This is a genomic window from Streptomyces koelreuteriae (genome assembly GCF_018604545.1).
Taxonomy (GTDB): Bacteria; Actinomycetota; Actinomycetes; order Streptomycetales; family Streptomycetaceae; genus Streptomyces; species Streptomyces koelreuteriae.
Genome location: NZ_CP075896.1, coordinates 4,310,912 through 4,329,233 on the forward strand (window position 1 = coordinate 4,310,912; position 18,322 = coordinate 4,329,233).

An 18,322-nucleotide genomic window follows, 5' to 3' on the forward strand; every position below is an offset into this window, starting at 1 on the left:
GCCTCTGGCGTTTCGGTGGCGGGGCGCGGGCTGAAAGGGGACGCTGGAGCCGGGGGCTACGTGAGGGAGAGGCACCCCATGGCCCAGACCAGCCCAGACCACAAGGCGCGTACGCCGTTCTTTTCCCGCCCGGGCGTCCGCCGCTTCCTGCCGTTCGCTCTGATCACCGCGGTCGCTCTGGTCTTCATCTTCGAGAACCGCACGAGCGTCGAGATCCGCCTCCTCATCCCGATGGTGACCATGCCGCTCTGGGGCGCCCTCCTGATCGCCTGGGCTCTCGGCATCCTCGCCTCCCTCTTCACCGTGCGCCGCCGGTCGAACCGGCACTCACGAAAGACGGGATAGCTCGCCTGGGTCAGCGCGTCGCTTCGTCCAGGAGCAGGTACAGCAGGCCCACCAGTGATCCGCTGCTCACGATCTCGCGGCGGTCGATCATGCCGCGGATCTCTGTGAGGGGGATCCATTCGATGCGGTCGGACTCGTTCTTCTCCGTGGGCGGGCCGACGTACGTCGCTTCGTCGGCGCGGAAGACGTGGTGCTGTGAGTCGGTGATGCCGCTCGCCGGCTCGGCGTAGATGAGGGGCTTGATGCGGCCCGGGCGCCAGCCTGTTTCCTCCAGGACCTCGCGGGCGGCGGCCTCCTCGGGGGTCTCGTCGTCCTCGACCAGGCCCATGGGGAGCTCCCAGGCCCAGGTGTCGGTGATGAAGCGGTGGCGCCACATCATCAGGACCTCCTGGTGGTTGTTGACCACAGCGGTCACGGCCAGGTGCCGGAGGCGGACGATCGAGTACTCGCACTGGCTGCCGTCGGGCTGCTGGACATCGGCCAGGCAGAGGTTCACCCACTGGTTGGTGTAGACCTGCCGCTCGCCGTGGGTCTTCCATTCCATGGTTCTGCCCCTCTCGCCCTGTCGTCAGGGTCTCCGGCCGGCTGCCCCGCTGCGATCGTGGGGTCATGAGTGAATTGGTGGAGCGGGTGGATGAGCAGGATCGCGTGCTCGGGGTGGTGGAGCGGGGCGAGGCCATCGAGAGGCGCTGGCTGCACCGTGTCGCGACGACGGTCTGCCGTGATCCAGAGGGCCGCATCCTCATACATCGGAGGCAGGAGGGCGTTTCCCGGTTTCCGGGGCAGTACAACTGGCTGATCGGCGGCGCCGTGGAGGTCGGGGAGTCGTACGGGGAGGCGGCGGCGCGTGAACTCACCGAGGAACTGGGTGTGCGGGCGCCGGTGCGGTTCGTGTTCAAGTTCTTGTGCGACGGGCTGATCAGTCCCTACTGGCTCGGGCTGCACGAAGCCGTGGTCACCGAGGTGCTCGCGCCCGATCCGTCGGAGATCGCCTGGTGCGGATGGGTCACTGAGGGGGAGCTGCGGGACGCTATCGGGCAGTGGTCCTTCGTCGAGGACGGGGTCGAGGCTCTCCGGCGCTACCTGGCTCAGCCGGTCCCCGGTGGGTCGGGACGGCAGTGTTCCTCCGAGTAGTTCGCTGCCAGGGTGGTCGCTCGGGTGAACCAGTCGGGCCGAGCTTGGGGCCCTTGCGCTTGCCGGTGAGGGAGGCGAAGAAGTTGCGGTACGCGCTCTCGGCGTCCCGCAGGGACTGCTGGAGTACGACGGCGGAGACCTCGCCCAGCCAGGAGCGTTCCGGGGTGGTCTTGGCCTGGGTGATCAGCCGGGTGGACAGCTCGGCGATCTTCGGGAACGGCCTCCCGGCCGCCGCCGCGTCCTCGCGGGCGCGCACCGCGTCGTTGAACACGACGCGGGCGCACCCGAACGCCCTGGCCAGCGCGGCCTGCTGAGCGGCGTCGGGGTACAACCTGAAGGCGTACCGCAGCTGCATGACGATCACGCTAGGCGCGTCGAACCCACGTCGTCACCGGGGACATACGAGCGACCCGTCACTGTCACGAGCAGGGTCCGGCTCCGCCGGAACGCCACCGCGACGCTCCGCGTCGCGGCCACAAGATTCGCTTCACCCCCCCGGCCTGAAGGCCGGAGCGCTGCGAATGAATCCCGGTAGCCGGCGTGTTCCAGGCGGTTGAGGATGCCGGTGACCGCGCCCGTGGTGACGTGGACGCGTGCTGCCAAGTCGCCCGGGGCGAGGAGGCTTTCGCTTGCCTCCATGATGTAGGCGAAGCAGGTGAGGTCGGTCACGTTGATGCCGAACTGCTGGGTGATCTCGTGCTGTCCGACCGGGTGGGTGGCGATGAGATGGTCCATCGCCGACAGTGCCTGCTCCGGCGTGGCGGCCGGTCGCGGCTTGGCTTGCATTCCCAATTCCCCTGGCTCGTGAGAGGTTTGGGCCTGAAACAGCATGGGTGTGATGAGGGGGCAGCGCGTGAGTGCACATCAGTATGACCACGGGCACACGTTCGCGGGATGGGTCGGATGCGCCATAGGCAGCGTCGCGGCCACTGTGGCGGGTGCCGGGGTCGTCCTGGTCTCGGGGCTGCTGATCGCCGGAGGGGTCGCGATCGGGATCGTGGCCCTGCTCGTCACCTGGGCGCTGCACCTCGCCGGGTGGGGGAAGGGACCCGGCCTGCGGCCCCGGGCGGAGTGGGGCTGGCGGGTGCGGGACTCGTCGGCGCCGGGCGGGCACGAGGAGTGCCTGGGGTGCCGGCTGGCCGGGCGGCGGCCGGTGCGTGCGGCCGGAGTCGTGCCTGTGCAAGCGGCTGGGGAGAGGGATGCCTCTGCTGCCGTCGGGGCCGATTCCGTGAGGTGATTCCCTCTTCCTCTTCCTGTTCCTGCCGGCGGCCTGCTTGGCGTCGTACCCGTTGACCGCCCCGGCCGGGCGCCCCGGTGCCGTTGTCAGTGGTGCCCTCTAGTCTCGGCAGAGATGGCACAGGCATGGAAGTGCTCGGGGCTGCGATGGTCGGCGGACGGTCCCGTGCTGCTGTGGGACGGCGGGCGGCGCAGTGCGCTGACCTGGGGGAAACGCGTGGCCTTCGGGGTCGCGGAGGGGGGCGTGCGGACATGTGTGGGGGCTCGGGGGCATGCGTGCCCGGCGCGAGTGGCCGTGCCGGGGCGGAGTACGGGGGCGCGGTGCGAGGAGTGTGCGCGGCTGGACCGGGCGCACTCGGTGGCCGCCGACACGATCGCGGACGATCCCCGGCCGTATCACGTATATCTGGCGTGGTTCGGGCCCGGCATGACCAAGGTCGGGATCACGGCGGTGGAGCGGGGGTCCGCCCGGCTGCTGGAACAGGGTGCCGTGTGCTTCAGCTGGCTGGGTGCCGGGCCGCTCATGGCCGCGCGGCGTACCGAGGAGCTGCTGCGGGCGGCGCTGGGGGTGCCCGACCGGATTCCATACGCCGAGAAGCGGGCCGTGCGGGCCGCTCTGCCGGGGGCGGCGGCCGATCGGGGCGGTGAGGTCGCCGAGTTGCACGCGCGGGCGGTGGCGCTCGGGGGGTGGCCGGAGTCGCTCGTGCGGGAGCCGTTGCGGGTGGTCGATCATGTGGAGGTCTTTGGGCTCGCCGGGGTGTCCGGTGCCGTGGGGAGTGTGAGTGAGCTGGTCGCCGGTGGCGTCGTGAGCGGGGAGCTCGTGGCCGCCGCCGGGCCCGATCTGCATCTGGCCACCGGGGGTGGGGTCGTCGTGGTCGATACGCGGGTGATGAGCGGGTGGGAGCTGGTGCCCGCGGTCAGTGGTGAACTGTCCGTTCCTGTGCGGGAGTTCAAGGAGGCGGCCGGTGTGCAGGACGGGTTGTTCTGACCCGCCGCTCTTGAGGCGCCCTTCTTGACCCTCCCCTCTTGATCCGCCCAGCGGATCCACAGCTTCCCCCGCGCCCCCTCACCCCACCGGACCCGGACATTCCCCGGCGTTCCCAGGCGTTCCCTGAGAACCGCCTGTGTGTTTCTCAGGGAATTCACAGGTTGCCGAAAGGGTGCTCTCAGAGGTCCCCGACATCGTGTTCACATGACCACGACCTCGCCCCAGGGGCGCACCGAACTGCTCAGGCCGGACGGGAGCCCCGTCCGCGTGCTTGTGGTGGACGACGAGCTGTCGATCACCGAACTGCTCTCCATGGCCCTTCGCTATGAGGGCTGGCAGATCCGGAGCGCGGGGGACGGCCAGGGCGCCGTCCAGACCGCGCGTGACTTCCGGCCCGACGCCGTCGTGCTCGACATGATGCTGCCCGACATGGACGGGCTGGCGGTTCTCGGGCGGCTGCGGCGGGAGCTGCCGGACGTGCCCGTGCTCTTCCTGACGGCCAAGGACGCCGTCGAGGACCGGATCGCCGGGCTGACGGCCGGCGGCGACGACTACGTCACCAAGCCGTTCAGCCTCGAAGAGGTCGTCGCCCGGCTGCGCGGGCTGATACGGCGGTCCGGTGCCGCCGACCGGCGCTCCGACTCCACCCTGGTCGTCGGCGACCTCACCCTCGACGAGGACAGCCACGAGGTGACCCGGGCCGGTGACAACATCCACCTCACCGCGACCGAGTTCGAGCTGCTGCGGTTCCTGATGCGCAATCCGCGGCGCGTGCTCAGCAAGGCGCAGATCCTGGACCGCGTGTGGTCGTACGACTTCGGCGGGCAGGCCAATGTCGTCGAGCTGTACATCTCGTATCTGCGGCGGAAGATCGACGCCGGACGCGAGCCGATGATCCACACCCGGCGTGGTGCCGGCTACCTGATCAAGCCCGCGGTGTCATGAGCGGGCGACGACGGACGCGTACGCAGCAGAGAGCGGGCAAGCAGGCGCGAGCGGGCAAGCCGCGCACTCTGCGGACGCGGCTCGTCGTCGCGTCCGTGGTGCTGATCGCCGTGGTGTGTGCGGTGATCGGGACCGTGACGACGCTTGCGCTCAGGTCGCATCTGTACGAGCAGTTGAACGGGCAGGTCGAGGACACCGGCAAGCGTCTGTCGGGGCCCATGAAGCCCGGCGGCGGAGACGACATCGACTCGGCGGACAGGATCACCGGCTTCATCGAGGGACCGGCGCAGCCCGAGACCGTCGTCGCCCAGGTCGGCGCCGACGGCAGGGTCACCCAGGCGGCCTTCGCCAAGGACTCCGAGGAGAACGGCCCCTTCAAGCGGAACCTCGCGGTCGACCTCACCGATGAGCAGAAGGCAGCCCTCGCCGGGGTGCCGACCTCGGGAACGCACACCGTCGACATCCCCGGACTCGGCGAGTACCGCGTGCAGTACGTCGTCGGCAAGGACGGAGGCACCTACTACGTCGCCCTGCCCACCGAATCCGTCACCACCACCATCAACACCCTCATCCTCGTCGAGGTCAGCGTCACCGGCGCCGGACTGGTCGCCGCCGCCATCGCCGGATCCGTGCTGATCGGCGTGGCCACCCGCCCCCTGCGACGGGTCGCCGCCACCGCCACCCGGGTCTCCGAACTGCCCCTGCACACCGGCGAGGTGAACCTCAGCGAGCGCGTCCCCGACTCCGAGACCGATCCGCACACCGAGGTCGGACAGGTCGGTGCCGCGCTGAACCGGATGCTCGATCACGTCCACGGGGCGCTGCACGCACGGCAGCAGAGCGAGACGCGGGTCCGGCAGTTCGTGGCCGATGCCAGTCACGAACTGCGCACTCCCCTGGCCTCGATCCGCGGGTACGCGGAGCTGACCAGGCGCGGCAGAGAGGACGTCGGGCCCGACACCCGGCACGCGCTCGGGCGGATCGAGTCCGAGGCCGGGCGGATGACGCTGCTCGTCGAGGATCTGCTGCTGCTCGCACGCCTGGACGCCGGGCGGCCGCTGCAGTTCGAGCAGACCGACCTCGTACCGCTGGTCGTGGACACCATCAGCGACGCCCGTGCGGCCGGCCAGGACCACAACTGGCGCCTCGACCTGCCCGACGAGCCCGCGCTCGTGTCGGCGGACGCGGCCCGGCTGCAACAGGTCCTCGTCAACCTGCTGGGCAACGCCCGCAATCACACCCCGGCGGGTACGACCGTCACCGCGCGGGTGGAGCGGCGCGGGCCCTGGCTGTGCGTGGACGTGGAGGACAACGGGCAGGGCATTCCGGCCGAGTTGCTCCCGCATGTCTTCGAACGGTTCGCGCGCGGCGACTCCGCGCGTTCCCGCAGCACCGGCTCGACCGGTCTCGGCCTCGCCATCGTGCAGGCCGTGGCGACCGCGCACGACGGTGCCGTGACCGTCGACAGCGTGCCCGGGCGGACCGTCTTCACGGTGCACCTGCCCGCGCTCCCGGCCCCGCCGCAGCCGGAAATGAGCTGGCAACAGCACTCACAGGCACGCCACAGCGTCACCACATCGGTACAACAGGGCGCCTGACGAAAGTCGGTTCCATGCGAACCGACTCTTCTCCCGGCACCCTGCCGGCGCGGGAGCACCTCCCGGCCGCGCCAGCCGGTACGCCTGTCCTGGACGTAGTGATCCCCGTCTACAACGAGGAGAAGGACCTCCAGCCGTGCGTCCGCAGACTCCACGAGCACCTCGTGAGGACGTTCCCGTACGCGTTCCGCATCACGATCGCGGACAACGCCTCCACGGACACCACCCCCCAGGTGGCGGCGCGGCTGGCGGCGGAGATCCCCGAGGTCACCCTCTTCCGGCTGGAGCAGAAGGGCCGCGGCCGGGCGCTGCGGACCGTCTGGTCGGCCTCGGACGCCCCGGTGCTGGCGTACATGGACGTGGACCTGTCCACCGACCTCAACGCCCTGCTCCCGCTGGTGGCGCCGCTGATCTCCGGCCACTCGGACCTCGCGATCGGCTCCCGGCTCGCCCGTAGCTCGCGGGTGGTGCGCGGCCCCAAGCGGGAGTTCATCAGCCGGGCCTACAACCTCATCCTGCGCGGCTCGCTCCAGGCCCGCTTCTCGGACGCCCAGTGCGGGTTCAAGGCGATCCGCCGGGACGTGGCGCAGGTACTGCTGCCGCTCGTCGAGGACACCGGCTGGTTCTTCGACACCGAGATGCTGGTGCTCGCCGAGCGCGCGGGGCTGCGTATCCACGAGGTGCCGGTCGACTGGGTCGACGACCCCGACTCGACGGTGCACATCGTCAAGACCGCGACCGAGGACCTCAAGGGCGTGTGGCGGATCGGCAGGGCCCTGGCCACCGGTTCGCTGCCGCTGGACCGGATCGTCCGGCCGTTCGGGGACGACCCGCGCGACCGCGAGATCAAGGACGTACCGAAGGGCCTGGCCCGCCAGCTCGTCGGGTTCTGCGTGGTCGGCGCCCTGTCCACCCTCTTCTACCTGCTGCTCTACAGCGGCTTCCGCGTCTTCACCGGCTCCCAGGTCGCCAACGCGCTCGCCCTGCTGGTCTCGGCGATCGCCAACACGGCGGCCAACCGGCGGCTCACCTTCGGGGTGCGCGGACGCGGCGGGGCCGTCCGGCACCAGGCGCAGGGCCTGGTCGTCTTCGGCATCGGACTCGCCCTGACCAGCGGCTCGCTCGCCGCGCTCAACGCGGCCACCTCCGAGCCCGCGCACTCCACGGAACTGGCGGTGCTCATCGCCGCCAACCTCGCGGCGACCGTGCTGCGCTTCCTGCTCTTCCGGGCGTGGGTGTTCCCGGACCGCCGCGACGGCGACCCGGTGGTGGCCACCTCGCCCACTCCGGTCCACCACCTCTCCTCGCCGACCTTCTCCACCGCGCGCCACGACCCGTACGGGCCGCTGCCGCAGCGCACCCCCCGGTACGCGCACGACACCGCCCCGTGGGGGAGGGACGCCACCATGCAGCTCCAGCCGGTGCGCCCGAACGACACCGACCCGAGGGACTCCCGATGACGATCCACTACGACCAGCAGACCGCGGACAGAGACACGAGCACCGGCGACTGGACCCGGCCCCCGACCCCACCGGCATCCGTTCCCGGCGCCGATGAACCCAAGAAGCCCTTCCTGCGGCGCCTGTGGCACGGCCGCCCCGAGGACCCCCGCTGGGCCCGCCCGGCCTTCCTCGGCCTGCTCCTGGTGACCACCGCGCTCTACCTCTACAACCTGAGCGCCTCCGGCTACGCCAACTCCTTCTACTCGGCGGCCGTCCAGGCCGGCAGCCAGTCCTGGAAGGCGTTCTTCTTCGGCTCGCTGGACGCCGCCAACGCCATCACCGTCGACAAGCCTCCGGCCGCGCTGTGGCCGATGGCCCTGTCGGTACGGCTCTTCGGCCTCAGCTCCTGGGCGATCCTCGTCCCCGAGGTCCTGATGGGCGTCGGCACGGTCGCCGTCGTCTACGCGGCCGTGCGCCGCCGCTTCAGCCCCGCGGCCGGTCTGATCGCGGGCGCGGTGCTCGCGCTCACCCCCGTCGCGGCGCTGATGTTCCGCTTCAACAACCCCGACGCGATGCTGGCGCTGCTGATGGCCGCCGCCTGCTACTTCGTCATCCGGGGCCTGGAGGACGGCCGGACGAAGTGGCTGCTGTGGGCCGGTGCCGCGATCGGCTTCGCCTTCCTCGCCAAGACCCTCCAGGCCTTCCTGATCCTCCCGGCGCTGGCGCTGGTCTACGGCGTCTGCGCCCCGGTGACGGTGAAGAAGCGGATCGGCCAGCTCGCGGCGGGCCTGCTCGCGATCGTCGTCTCCGGCGGCTGGTGGGTCGCGATCGTCGAGCTGTGGCCCGCGTCGTCCCGGCCGTACATCGGCGGCTCGCAGAACAACAGCTTCCTTGAACTGACCTTCGGCTACAACGGCCTGGGCCGCCTCAACGGCGAGGAGACCGGCAGCGTCGGTGGTGGCGGCGGGGGCGGCAACGGCGGCGGCGCCTGGGGCGAGACCGGCTGGGACCGGATGTTCAGCTCCTCCATCGGCGGCCAGATCTCCTGGCTGATCCCGGCCGCGCTGATCCTGCTCGTCGCCGGGCTGGTCGCCACCCGCAAGGCCCGTCGGACCTCGGCGACGCGCGGTGCGTTCCTCGTCTGGGGCGGCTCGCTGCTGATCACCATGGTCGTCTTCAGCTATATGCAGGGCATCTTCCACGAGTACTACACCGTGGCCCTCGCCCCCTACATCGCCCCGCTGATCGGCATGGGCGCCGCGCTGCTCTGGGAGAAGCGCGACAAGGCCTGGGCGTCGCTGACCCTGGCGGCCGCGATGACGGCCACCGCGGCCTGGGGCTACGTCCTGCTCAACCGCTCCTCCGACTACCTGCCCTGGCTGAAGTGGCTCGTCCTGGTCGGCGGTCTGACCTCCGCCCTCGGTCTGATCTTCGCCGGACGGCTGGGCCGTCGACTGGCCCTGGGAGCGGCCGGACTCGGCCTCGTCGCCGCGCTGGCCGGTCCGGCGGCGTACACCCTCACCACGCTGAACGAGGGCCACTCCGGCTCGATCGTCACCGCCGGCCCGACGGTCTCGGGCGGCCGGGGCGGCCCCGGCGGTGGCGGCGGCATGGGCGGCGGCCCCGGCGGGGGCGGCATGCCCGGCCAGAACAACCAGCAGGGCCAGGGCCAAGGCCAACCGCCCGGCAACGGCAACGGCAACGGCTTCCCCGGCGGCGGCCAGAACCAGCAGAACCAGCAGAACCAGCAGGGCCAGCAGAACCAGCAAGGCCAGAACCAGCAAGGCCAGCAGAACGGCGACGGCCGTATGGGCGGCATGGGCGGCGGCGGTGGCGGCATGGGCGGCCTGCTCAACGGCGCCAGCGTCAGCTCCGAGGCCAAGGCGCTGCTGGAGAAGAACGCGGACGACTACACCTGGGTCGCGGCGGCCATCGGCGCCCAGAACGCGGCGAGCTACCAGCTCTCCACCGGAGACCCGGTGATGGCCATCGGCGGCTTCAACGGCACGGACCCGTCCCCGACGCTGGCCCAGTTCAAGCAGTACGTGGCGGACGGAAAGATCCACTACTTCATCAGCTCGGGCAGCGGCGGCGGCATGGGCGGCAGCAGCGACGGCACCTCCTCCCAGATCACCTCCTGGGTCGAGTCCACCTTCAAGAAGGTCACGGTCGGTTCGTCCACCTTCTACGACCTCACCCAGAAGGCGAGCAGCTGACAACCACCTGAGTGGGGCGAGGGGCGGTGGCCGAGTGCCACCGCCCCTCGCCGTATCTCTGTTGTACACCGTATGGGAACTGTTCTACGGTGTACAGCATGACGACATCCCCCCAGGAACAGGCCCCACCCCAGACGGCTTCCGGCGGCCACCCCCAACGCTGGCTGATCCTCGGTGTCGTCTGCCTCGCGCAGCTCACCGTGCTGCTCGACAACACGATCCTGAACGTGGCGATCCCCTCGCTCACTCGCGAGATGGACGCGACGACCGCCGACGTCCAGTGGATGATGAACGCGTACGCGCTGGTCCAGTCCGGCCTGCTGCTCACCGCGGGCAACGCCGCCGACCGCTACGGCCGCAAGCTGCTGCTGATGGCGGGCCTCGCGATCTTCGGTATGGGCTCGCTGGCGGCCGGACTCTCCCAGAGCCCGGGCCAGCTGATCGCGGCCCGTGCGGGCATGGGCGTCGGCGGGGCGCTGCTGATGACCACGATCCTCGCCGTCGTCGTGCAGATCTTCGACGAGAAGGAGCGGGTGAAGGCCATCGCGCTGTGGTCGACGGTCAGTTCGCTCGGGTTCGCGGCCGGGCCGCTGATCGGCGGTGTGATGCTGAACCACTTCTCGTGGGGCGCGATCTTCCTGATCAACATCCCGGTCGCCGTGCTCGGCCTGGTCGCGGTCGCCGCGCTCGTCCCGGAGTCCAAGCAGGCGACGGGCGACCGGCCGGACCTGGTCGGAGCGGTGCTGTCGACGATCGGCATGACGGCGTGCGTGTACGCGATCATCACCGGGCCCGAGCACGGCTGGCTGTCCGGCCAGGTGCTGGTCTCCGCGCTGCTCGGCGCGGCCGTACTCGGTGCGTTCGTGATGTGGGAGCTGCGCATCGACAACCCCATGCTCGACATGCACTTCTTCCGCAACCAGAAGTTCGTGGGCGCGGTCGCGGGCACGATCCTCGTGGCGTTCGGCATGACGGGGTCGCTGTTCCTGCTCACCCAGCACCTCCAGTTCGTCCTCGGCTACGAGCCGCTGGACGCCGGGCTGCGGACCGCGCCGCTGGCGCTGACCGTCGTCGTGCTCAACTTCACCGGGATAGGGGCGAAGTTCGTGCTCAAGGCCGGGACACCGGCGGCCATCGCGCTCGGTATGACGCTGGTGTCCGCGGGGCTGGCGGCGATCGCGCTGTTCGGCGGGCACGGGTACGGCGGGATGCTGCTCGGTCTGATCATCATGGGCGCGGGTGTGGCGCTGTCCATGCCGGCCATGGCCAACGCGATCATGAGTGCGATTCCGCCCGAGAAGGCCGGTGTGGGAGCGGGGATCAACGGGACGCTCGCGGAGTTCGGCAACGGTCTCGGTGTCGCTGTCCTCGGTGCCGTGCTCAACTCGAGGTTCGCGTCGCTGGTCGCCGTGTCCGCGGCGTCGTTGCCCGCGGCGCTGGCGGCGGCGGACTCGGCGGAGGAGAAGGCACGGATCTCCGACGCGTTCGCCTCCGGACTGGAGAGCAGTCAGCTGGTGGGGGCGGTGGCCGTTCTGCTGGGTGGTTTGGTCGCGGCGGCGTTGTTGCGGCGGGCCGAGCGGGCAGAGTCCGCGTAGGAGCACGGGCCGATGGTGAAGTACGGCGCCGATTAGCATGATCGGTGTTGGAAGTCAGGAAAGGTGCGCCATGGCGAAAGCAGCCGACAAGGCCGGGCGGAGCAGCGTCTGGCTGGACGGCAAGGCGCAGCGGCGGCGGGGTGGAGGACAGCCCTCCGGGCTGGACCGGACCCGCATCATCGAGGTCACCGTGCGGCTGCTGGACGCCGAGGGGCTGGCCAAGTTCTCGATGCGGCGGCTGGCCGGCGAGCTGAACGTCACCGCGATGTCCGTCTACTGGTACGTCGACACCAAGGACGACCTCCTCGAACTCGCCCTGGACGAGGCCATGGGCGAGATGCGGCTGCCCGCGGCGGACGCCGACGAGGACTGGCGCGAGCAGGTGGGGGCGCTGGCCCGGGGGTACCGCGGCCTGCTGGTGCGCCACCCCTGGGTGTCGCAGCTCGTCGGCACCTACCTCAACCTCGGCCCCAACAACCTGGCGTATTCGAGGGCCGTGCAGCGCGTGATCCGCAGGACCGGGCTGCCCGCGAACCGGCTGACGAGCACGATCTCGGCGGTCTTCCAGTTCGTCTACGGCTACGGCACGCTCGAGGGCCATCTCTCCACCCGGGCCGCGGCCGCGGGCATGACCCTCGACGAGTACTTCCAGGAAGCCATGAGCATGGCGACCGAGTCCTCCCAGGCCGCCGATCTCATCCGGGACTCCCAGGAGATGATGGCGGCCCGCGGCGGTGACACGGTCGCCGAGATGCTGGAGCGCGACTTCGAGTACGCGCTGGAGCTGCTGATCGCGGGCATCGAGGCGATGGTCGCCCGCGAAGGGAACCCCTAGCGAACCCCTGGCGAATCCCTAGTCGCCCTCCACCAGCCGCGCCGGGAACCCACCGGTCGCCACCGGCCCCCACCGCTCCGGCGTGATCCGGATGATCGACTTGCCCTGCTTGGCCATGGCCGCGCGGTACTCGTCCCAGTCGGGGTGCTCACCGGCGATGTTCCGGTAGTACTCCACGAGCGGTTCGATGGAGTCGGGGGTGTCGACGACCTCGGCGGTGCCGTCGACCTGGACCCACGGGCCGTTCCAGTCGTCGCTCAGGACGATCAGGCTCACGCGCGGGTCCCGCTTGGCGTTGCGGGTCTTGGCCCGCTCCGGGTAGGTGGAGACCACGATGCGGCCGGAGTCGTCGACGCCGCAGGTCAGCGGCGATCCCTGGGGGCCCTCGTCGGCCCGTCGGGTCAGCAGGATCGCGTGGTGCCGGGGCCGTACGAAGTCGAGCAACTCGTCGAGGGAGACACGGGTGTTCGTCGCGATGTTCGGTGCCATGGGCGGCAGCCTACGACGCCATGGCCTCCGCCAGGTTGTCGTACACGGGCACGTCCCGGCGCAGTCCGGTCAGCTCCAGGACGCTGCTCGTGATGCCGTCGGGCCGGGCCACCAGACGCACCCGGGCGCCGGGGCGCAGCCGGTGGCGGACGTCGTTGATGAGGCGGACGCCCTGGGAGTCCATGAAGGACGTGCAGGAGAGGTCGAGGACGAGCAGTTCCAGCCGGTCGCCGCGGTCGCGGGCCGCGGACATGATCAGCGGCAGCAGCTCCGCGGCGTTGCAGAAGTCGATCTCCGCGGGCATGGTGAGGTAGACACGGCCGGGCAGGTCTCGCGGTTCGGTGGGATTCGGGATGAAAGTCACAGCACTCACCTGGCAGACGTTCGTCCGGATTCCGGTAAGGCCGCTTCCTGACCCTTGGGCCCATTCCACCATGCCGGGCCGCGGCTGCGGAAGCGCCTGTAGTGGCCGTCGGCCGGACGTCACCTGGACGCAACCGAGCAGCTAGAGTGCTGTCCGTCCTGTGCTCGCAGTCGGGAATGTGCTGCGGAGCTCTCCTGCGCACGGCCATGGCCGTGCATGCCGAAGAGGTTCGTGGTGGCTGCGTCCGAGTTTCCTGATTTGCCCCGTTTTCCGGCTGGCTCCGAGCTGGCCGATGCCCTGACGGTGGCGTCTCAGCAGCTGCACGAGACCCTCACTCCGCACAACACCCTGCGTACGGCCGTCCGGCTGGCCGTGCACCTCATGCCCGGGGCCGAGCACGCGGGTGTCTCCGAGGTCGAGCGCGGCAGCCGGCTCCGTACGCTCGCCTGGACCGACGAGGTCGTGCGCGCCGCCGAGGCCCGGCACACCGGCCGCGAACCGCACGGGCACTGGGAGCGGTTGTGGAACACCCCGGTGGCGCGCACAGGGGACAGCGACGCGGAGGACGGCTGGGACGTGCTGTCGGCCCTGGGACTGCGCTCGGCGCTGTCGCTGCGGCTGCGCGCCGACCGCCGCCGGCTGACCGTGCTCACGGCCTACGCGCGCAAGCCGGGCGTCTTCGACGAGGACGCGACGCGCATCGGTCGGCTGTTCACCGCGCACGTCAGCATCGCCCTGGACTCCGCGACCGTGCGCGAGCAGCTCACCGAGGCCATGCACACCCGGGACCTGATCGGCCAGGCCACCGGCATCCTGATGGAGCGCCAGGGCATCGACGCGGCCGCGGCCTTCGAGAGCCTGGTGCGGGCCTCCCAGCGCGAGAACGTGAAACTGCGCGACATCGCCCGCCGCATCGTCGGCACGCACGACACCACCTGACGTGAGCCCGGTGACGTCGGGGGCGTGCGCGGGCGGCGACGGGATACACGTACGGTCATGAGTTCCGAGACGTCCGACACGCTGGACCAGGCGATGGTGCGCAGCAGTGGTCTCGACACCCTGCTGCACGATCTGACCGACCGTGCGGTGCGGGCGGTGCCGGGCGCCGCCGCGTGCAGTATCACCGTGCGCCGTGCCGGGCGGCTGCTCACCCTGGCCGGCAGCGACGGCCTGCCCAGCGGCCTGGACCTGCGCCAGTACGAGAACGGTTCGGGCCCCTGCGTCGACGCCGCCGAGACCGGCGACGAGCAGTACGCCCCCGATCTGACGACCGAGTCCCGCTGGCCGCCGTACACGCGGTACGCGCTCTCCGTGGGCGTCGGCTGCGTGCTGGCCGTGCCGATCGACATCGAGGACGAGACGGGCGCGGCGCTCAACTTCTACGGTGAGGAGCCCGGGGCACTGGGCGCGAGCCGGGAGGCGGCCCGGGCCTTCGCCGGCCGGGCCGGGGACGCGATCGACGTGGCCCTGCGCATCGAACGCGGGCGCCGGTCCGCCGCCGACGTACGCACCGCGCTGCTCTCCCGCAGCGTCATCGACCAGGCGATCGGCATCCTCATGGCCCGGGAGCGGATCGACGCGAGCATCGCGCTGGAGCGGCTGCGCCGGATCTCGCAGGACCGGAACGTCAAACTCCGTGACCTGTGCGACCAGTTGGTGGCACGCGTGTCCCGGCCGTCCGACCCGGCCTCAGGCCGCCGGAAGTGACTCGCCCTGCACGGCCTGGATGTCCAGCTCCACCTTGAGCGTCGTGCCGATGGCGGCGATGCCCGCCTGGAGGACCTGGTTGTAGCTCATCGCGAAGTCCTCGCGGTGCAGTTCGGCCGTGGCACGGAACGCCGCGCGGGTGCCGCCCCACGGGTCCGGGCCCGTGCCGAGGTAGGCGAGGTCCAGGTCGACCGGCCGTACGACCCCGTGCATGCCCAGCTCGCCGTGGACCGTCCAGCGGTCGGAACCGGCCGCCGTCAGCCCGGTCGACCGGTAGGTGATCTCGGGGAACCGCTCCACATCAAGGAAGTCCGGCGACTTCAGATGCCCGTCGCGCATGCCGTTGCCGGTGTCGACGGACGCGGCCCGGATCACCGCCTCCACCCGGGACTTGGTGACATCGTCCGGGGCGATCTCGATCGATCCGGAGAACTCCGTGAACCGGCCGTGCACGCTGGAGATGCCCAGGTGCTGTGCCACGGCGGCCACGCTGGAGTGCACCGGGTCGACGGTCCACGGGCCCGGCGGCGGCAGCTCGGTGCCGCCCTGCCGGGCCAGCGTCACCGTGCCGACCTCGGCCCGCCCGCTCGCGGTCACGATCACACTGGAGGCCGCGGGCGCGTACCCGACGGCCGTGACGATGACGGTGTACGCCCCCGCCTCCATCGGCGTCGTGTCCCGTACGGCGCCCTCGGCGTCGGCCTCGGCACGCAGCACCTGCGCGCCCCTCATGTCCGCCACCGTGACGACCGCGTGCGACACGGCCCAACCGTCCCGGGTACGGATCCTCGCGGTCAGTCCCATCTCAACTGCTCCTCAGAAATAAACCGGCCCGCGACAGGGGGCGCACCTCCGCTCAGAGCGCGCCCCACCGCCACGGGCCGGGGTCCCTGTTACTCGCCGGGGTGGGCGAGTTCGATGTCGTGGCCGTCGGCGCCGGCGCCCGTGACCGTCAGGGCGGTGGCCACCGGCGGGTAGCCCGTGGCGATGACGGTGTACTCGCCGCCGTCCAGGTCGGTGAAGGCGTACGCCCCGTCCGTCCCGGTCGTGGCCGAGCCGACGACATTGCCCGCCTGGTCGACCAGCGTCACCCGGGCGTCGGCCAGCGGGCCGTGCGGAGCCCGCACGACACCCTGGACGCGGGCGCCCGAGTCCAGGCCTATCTCGACCTTGGTGACGCCCGTGCCGCCCACCTCGACGGGCACGGCACGCGGCCGGAACCCGGCGGCGTTCACCGCGACGGTCACCGCCCCCGGCACCAGCTCGGCGAAGGTGAAGTCGCCCTGCTCACCGGTGGTCCCGGTGGCCAGCAGATCGCCGCGCACATCGGTCACGATGACCATCGCGTCCTTGACCGGCTGCCCGTTCTCGGCGGCCCGCACCAGACCGGTCAGCCCGCTGGTGCCGCTGAGCAGGATGTCGTAGGCGACCGGCTCGTCGTTCACCACGACCGTGGACGCCTGCGGCTGGAAGCCGTCGGCGGAGGCGATCAGGACGTACGAACCGGAGCCCGGGGCGTCCACCGCGTACGAGCCGTCGGCCTGCGCCACGGACCGGCCCAGCTGACGCCCGGCCAGCGAGATCAGCGTGACGGCGGCCTGCGGCACGGGCGCGGACTCGGCGCCGCGCACGAACCCGCGAACGGGCACGCCGGGTGCACCACCGGAGGCCTCCTCGGCCCGGACCGCCGTGGCGACGGCGCCAAGCCGCTGCGTGCCCTCGGGCCCGCTCCCCTCGACGCCCTCGCTCACGGCCCAACTCGGCACGGCCTTCTCGGCGGCGGGAGCCACAGCCTCGGCAGAGGTCCGGGTCTCCGGCTCGGCGGCCTGAGCCAGCGCGCCCTTCGTCTTCAACGGGACCTCCTTGATGAACAGCGCCACGAGCAGGGCGAGCAGCGCCATCGGCGCCGAGTAGAGGAACACGTCCGCGACACCGTGGCCGTAGGCGCTCTCCACGACGGTGCGCAGCGGCGCGGGCATCGCGTCGAGGTCGGGGATGCCGCCCCCGCCCGTGCCGGCGTGGCCGAGGGCCGCGCCCTTGGGGCCGAGGTCGGCGAGGCCGTCCTTGACGTAGTCGGTGATCTTGTTGCCGAGGACCGCGCCCAGCGCCGAGACGCCCACGGCACCGCCCAGGGACCGGAAGAAGGTCACCGTGGAGCTGGCGGCGCCCAGGTCGCTCGGCTCCACCTGGTTCTGCGTGCAGAGCACCAGGTTCTGCATCATCATGCCGATGCCGAGACCCAGCAGCGCCATGAAGATCGCGATGTGCCAGTACTCGGTGTCGTACCGGATCGTGCTCAGCAGACCGAGGCCCGCGGTCACCAGCACACCACCGGCGACCAGCCACGCCTTCCAGCGCCCGGTGCGGGTGATGACCTGCCCGGAGACGGTCGAGGAGACGAACAGCCCCGCGATCATCGGAATGGTCATGACCCCGGACATCGTCGGCGACTTGTCCCGCGCCAGCTGGAAGTACTGGCTGAAGAACACGGTCCCCGAGAACATCGCGACACCGACGAACAGGGAGGCGATGGAGGCCAGCGTGATGGTCCGGTTGCGGAACAGCCGCAGCGGAATGATCGGCTCGCTCGCCTTCGCCTCGATCAGGACGAACACCGCCAGCAGCACCAGCGAACCGCCGACCATCGCGTACGTCTGCCAGGACAGCCAGTCGTACTTGTCACCGGCGAAGGTCACCCAGACCAGCAGCAGGCAGACGGCGGCGGTGATGAAGAACGCGCCGGCCCAGTCGACCTTGACCTTCCGCTTCACCACGGGCAGGTGCAGGGTCTTCTGCAGCACGATCAGGGCGATCACCGCGAAGGGCACGCCGACGTAGAAGCACCAGCGCCAGCCGAGCCAGTCGGTGTCGGTGATGACACCGCCGACCAGCGGACCGCCGACCATGGCGGTGGCGAAGACGGCACCGAGGTAGCCGTTGTAACGCCCGCGCTCACGCGGGGAGATCATCGCCGCCATGATGATCTGGGCCAGCGCGGACAGACCGCCCATGCCGATGCCCTGGACCGCGCGGAACGTGATGAGCATGCCCGGGTTCTGCGACATGCCCGCCGCGGCCGACCCCAGGACGAAGATGACCAGCGCGAGCTGGATCAGCAGCTTCTTGGAGAACAGGTCGGCGAGCTTGCCCCACAGCGGGGTGGAGGCGGTCATCGTCAGCAGGGACGCGGTGACGACCCAGGTGTAGGCGCTCTGGCCGCCACCGAGGTCGCCGATGATCCGGGGCAGGGCGTTGGAGACGATCGTCGACGACAGGATCGCGACGAACATGCCGAGCAGAAGGCCGGTGAGGGCCTCCATGATCTGCCGGTGCGTCATCGGAGCGCCGTCGCCGGAGGAGCTGTGCGAGCCTCCCCCGTGCTTGGCATGAGCCCGCACACCGGCTGGTGTGGTCGTTGCCATGGGCTT

Annotated in this window: 18 protein-coding genes and 1 pseudogene; 12 read left to right on the forward strand and 7 right to left on the reverse strand. The window is 70.8% G+C overall.

Features of this window, described 5'->3' with window-relative positions:
- The first annotated feature begins 78 nt into the window (after nt 1-78).
- Nucleotides 79-345, forward strand: coding sequence for a LapA family protein (locus KJK29_RS19360; RefSeq protein ID WP_215120407.1), 267 nt, complete (start codon nt 79-81; stop codon nt 343-345).
- Nucleotides 346-355: 10 nt separating this feature from the next.
- Here KJK29_RS19360 and KJK29_RS19365 read toward each other — a convergent pair whose 3' ends face one another.
- Nucleotides 356-889: an NUDIX hydrolase gene (locus KJK29_RS19365; RefSeq protein ID WP_215120408.1), complete on the reverse strand. Its 534-nt coding sequence runs from the start codon at nt 887-889 to the stop codon at nt 356-358.
- A 65-nt stretch (nt 890-954) separates the two neighbouring features.
- Between KJK29_RS19365 and KJK29_RS19370 the strand changes: the two genes are divergently transcribed.
- Nucleotides 955-1,479 carry an NUDIX hydrolase gene (locus KJK29_RS19370; RefSeq protein WP_215120409.1) on the forward strand — a complete coding sequence of 175 codons (525 nt, stop codon included), beginning with the start codon at nt 955-957 and terminating at the stop codon, nt 1,477-1,479.
- Here KJK29_RS19370 and KJK29_RS19375 read toward each other — a convergent pair.
- Nucleotides 1,472-1,834 (reverse strand): annotated as a pseudogene (locus KJK29_RS19375) (helix-turn-helix domain-containing protein); the annotation flags it as partial. The gene KJK29_RS19370 and the pseudogene KJK29_RS19375 overlap by 8 nt on opposite strands.
- Nucleotides 1,835-1,839: 5 nt before the next feature.
- A complete protein-coding gene (locus tag KJK29_RS38885) occupies nt 1,840-2,265 on the reverse strand; it encodes a helix-turn-helix domain-containing protein (RefSeq protein ID WP_251057865.1) in 426 nt (141 codons plus the stop codon).
- 67 nt (nt 2,266-2,332) lie between these two features.
- Here KJK29_RS38885 and KJK29_RS19385 point away from each other — a divergent pair, with 67 nt between their 5' ends.
- From KJK29_RS19385 to KJK29_RS19420, 8 genes are all read left to right on the forward strand, one after another.
- Nucleotides 2,333-2,716 (forward strand): HGxxPAAW family protein, encoded by a 384-nt coding sequence (locus tag KJK29_RS19385; RefSeq protein ID WP_215120410.1) that lies wholly within the window; start codon nt 2,333-2,335, stop codon nt 2,714-2,716.
- Nucleotides 2,717-2,830: 114 nt separating this feature from the next.
- Nucleotides 2,831-3,703 carry a DUF2797 domain-containing protein gene (locus KJK29_RS19390; protein ID WP_215120411.1) on the forward strand — a complete coding sequence of 291 codons (873 nt, stop codon included), beginning with the start codon at nt 2,831-2,833 and terminating at the stop codon, nt 3,701-3,703.
- Nucleotides 3,704-3,907: 204 nt separating this feature from the next.
- Complete coding sequence (locus tag KJK29_RS19395) at nt 3,908-4,648, forward strand: response regulator transcription factor (RefSeq protein WP_193482962.1); 741 nt, start codon at nt 3,908-3,910, stop codon at nt 4,646-4,648.
- Nucleotides 4,645-6,246: a sensor histidine kinase gene (locus KJK29_RS19400; RefSeq protein ID WP_215120412.1), complete on the forward strand. Its 1,602-nt coding sequence runs from the start codon at nt 4,645-4,647 to the stop codon at nt 6,244-6,246. Before KJK29_RS19395 ends, KJK29_RS19400 begins: the two co-directional genes overlap by 4 nt.
- 14 nt (nt 6,247-6,260) lie before the next feature.
- Nucleotides 6,261-7,706 carry a bifunctional glycosyltransferase family 2/GtrA family protein gene (locus KJK29_RS19405; RefSeq protein WP_215120413.1) on the forward strand — a complete coding sequence of 482 codons (1,446 nt, stop codon included), beginning with the start codon at nt 6,261-6,263 and terminating at the stop codon, nt 7,704-7,706.
- Nucleotides 7,703-9,904 (forward strand): ArnT family glycosyltransferase, encoded by a 2,202-nt coding sequence (locus KJK29_RS19410; RefSeq protein ID WP_215120414.1) that lies wholly within the window; start codon nt 7,703-7,705, stop codon nt 9,902-9,904. Before KJK29_RS19405 ends, KJK29_RS19410 begins: the two co-directional genes overlap by 4 nt.
- Nucleotides 9,905-10,002: 98 nt before the next feature.
- On the forward strand, nt 10,003-11,499 hold the full coding sequence (locus KJK29_RS19415; protein WP_215120415.1) for an MFS transporter: 1,497 nt from the start codon (nt 10,003-10,005) through the stop codon (nt 11,497-11,499).
- 70 nt (nt 11,500-11,569) lie between these two features.
- A complete protein-coding gene (locus KJK29_RS19420) occupies nt 11,570-12,334 on the forward strand; it encodes a TetR/AcrR family transcriptional regulator (RefSeq protein WP_215120416.1) in 765 nt (254 codons plus the stop codon).
- An 18-nt stretch (nt 12,335-12,352) separates the two neighbouring features.
- Here KJK29_RS19420 and KJK29_RS19425 read toward each other — a convergent pair whose 3' ends face one another.
- Both KJK29_RS19425 and KJK29_RS19430 read right to left on the reverse strand, forming a co-directional pair.
- Complete coding sequence (locus tag KJK29_RS19425) at nt 12,353-12,823, reverse strand: PPOX class F420-dependent oxidoreductase (protein WP_215120417.1); 471 nt, start codon at nt 12,821-12,823, stop codon at nt 12,353-12,355.
- Nucleotides 12,824-12,833: 10 nt separating this feature from the next.
- Nucleotides 12,834-13,187 carry an STAS domain-containing protein gene (locus tag KJK29_RS19430; RefSeq protein WP_370869206.1) on the reverse strand — a complete coding sequence of 118 codons (354 nt, stop codon included), beginning with the start codon at nt 13,185-13,187 and terminating at the stop codon, nt 12,834-12,836.
- 216 nt (nt 13,188-13,403) lie between these two features.
- On the opposite strand from KJK29_RS19430, the gene KJK29_RS19435 reads away from it, so the two are divergent.
- Together KJK29_RS19435 and KJK29_RS19440 are read left to right on the forward strand one after the other, a co-directional pair.
- The gene (locus KJK29_RS19435; RefSeq protein ID WP_215120419.1) at nt 13,404-14,126 is read left to right on the forward strand and encodes an ANTAR domain-containing protein; all 723 of its coding nucleotides are present in this window, start codon (nt 13,404-13,406) and stop codon (nt 14,124-14,126) included.
- 57 nt (nt 14,127-14,183) lie between these two features.
- Nucleotides 14,184-14,894 (forward strand): GAF and ANTAR domain-containing protein, encoded by a 711-nt coding sequence (locus KJK29_RS19440; RefSeq protein ID WP_215120420.1) that lies wholly within the window; start codon nt 14,184-14,186, stop codon nt 14,892-14,894.
- Here KJK29_RS19440 and KJK29_RS19445 read toward each other — a convergent pair.
- Both KJK29_RS19445 and KJK29_RS19450 read right to left on the reverse strand, forming a co-directional pair.
- Nucleotides 14,877-15,698: a YceI family protein gene (locus KJK29_RS19445; protein WP_215120421.1), complete on the reverse strand. Its 822-nt coding sequence runs from the start codon at nt 15,696-15,698 to the stop codon at nt 14,877-14,879. The two genes, KJK29_RS19440 and KJK29_RS19445, sit on opposite strands and share 18 nt — an antisense overlap.
- A gap of 89 nt (nt 15,699-15,787) precedes the next feature.
- Nucleotides 15,788-18,316: an MFS transporter gene (locus KJK29_RS19450; RefSeq protein WP_215120422.1), complete on the reverse strand. Its 2,529-nt coding sequence runs from the start codon at nt 18,314-18,316 to the stop codon at nt 15,788-15,790.
- Nucleotides 18,317-18,322 lie beyond the last annotated feature (6 nt).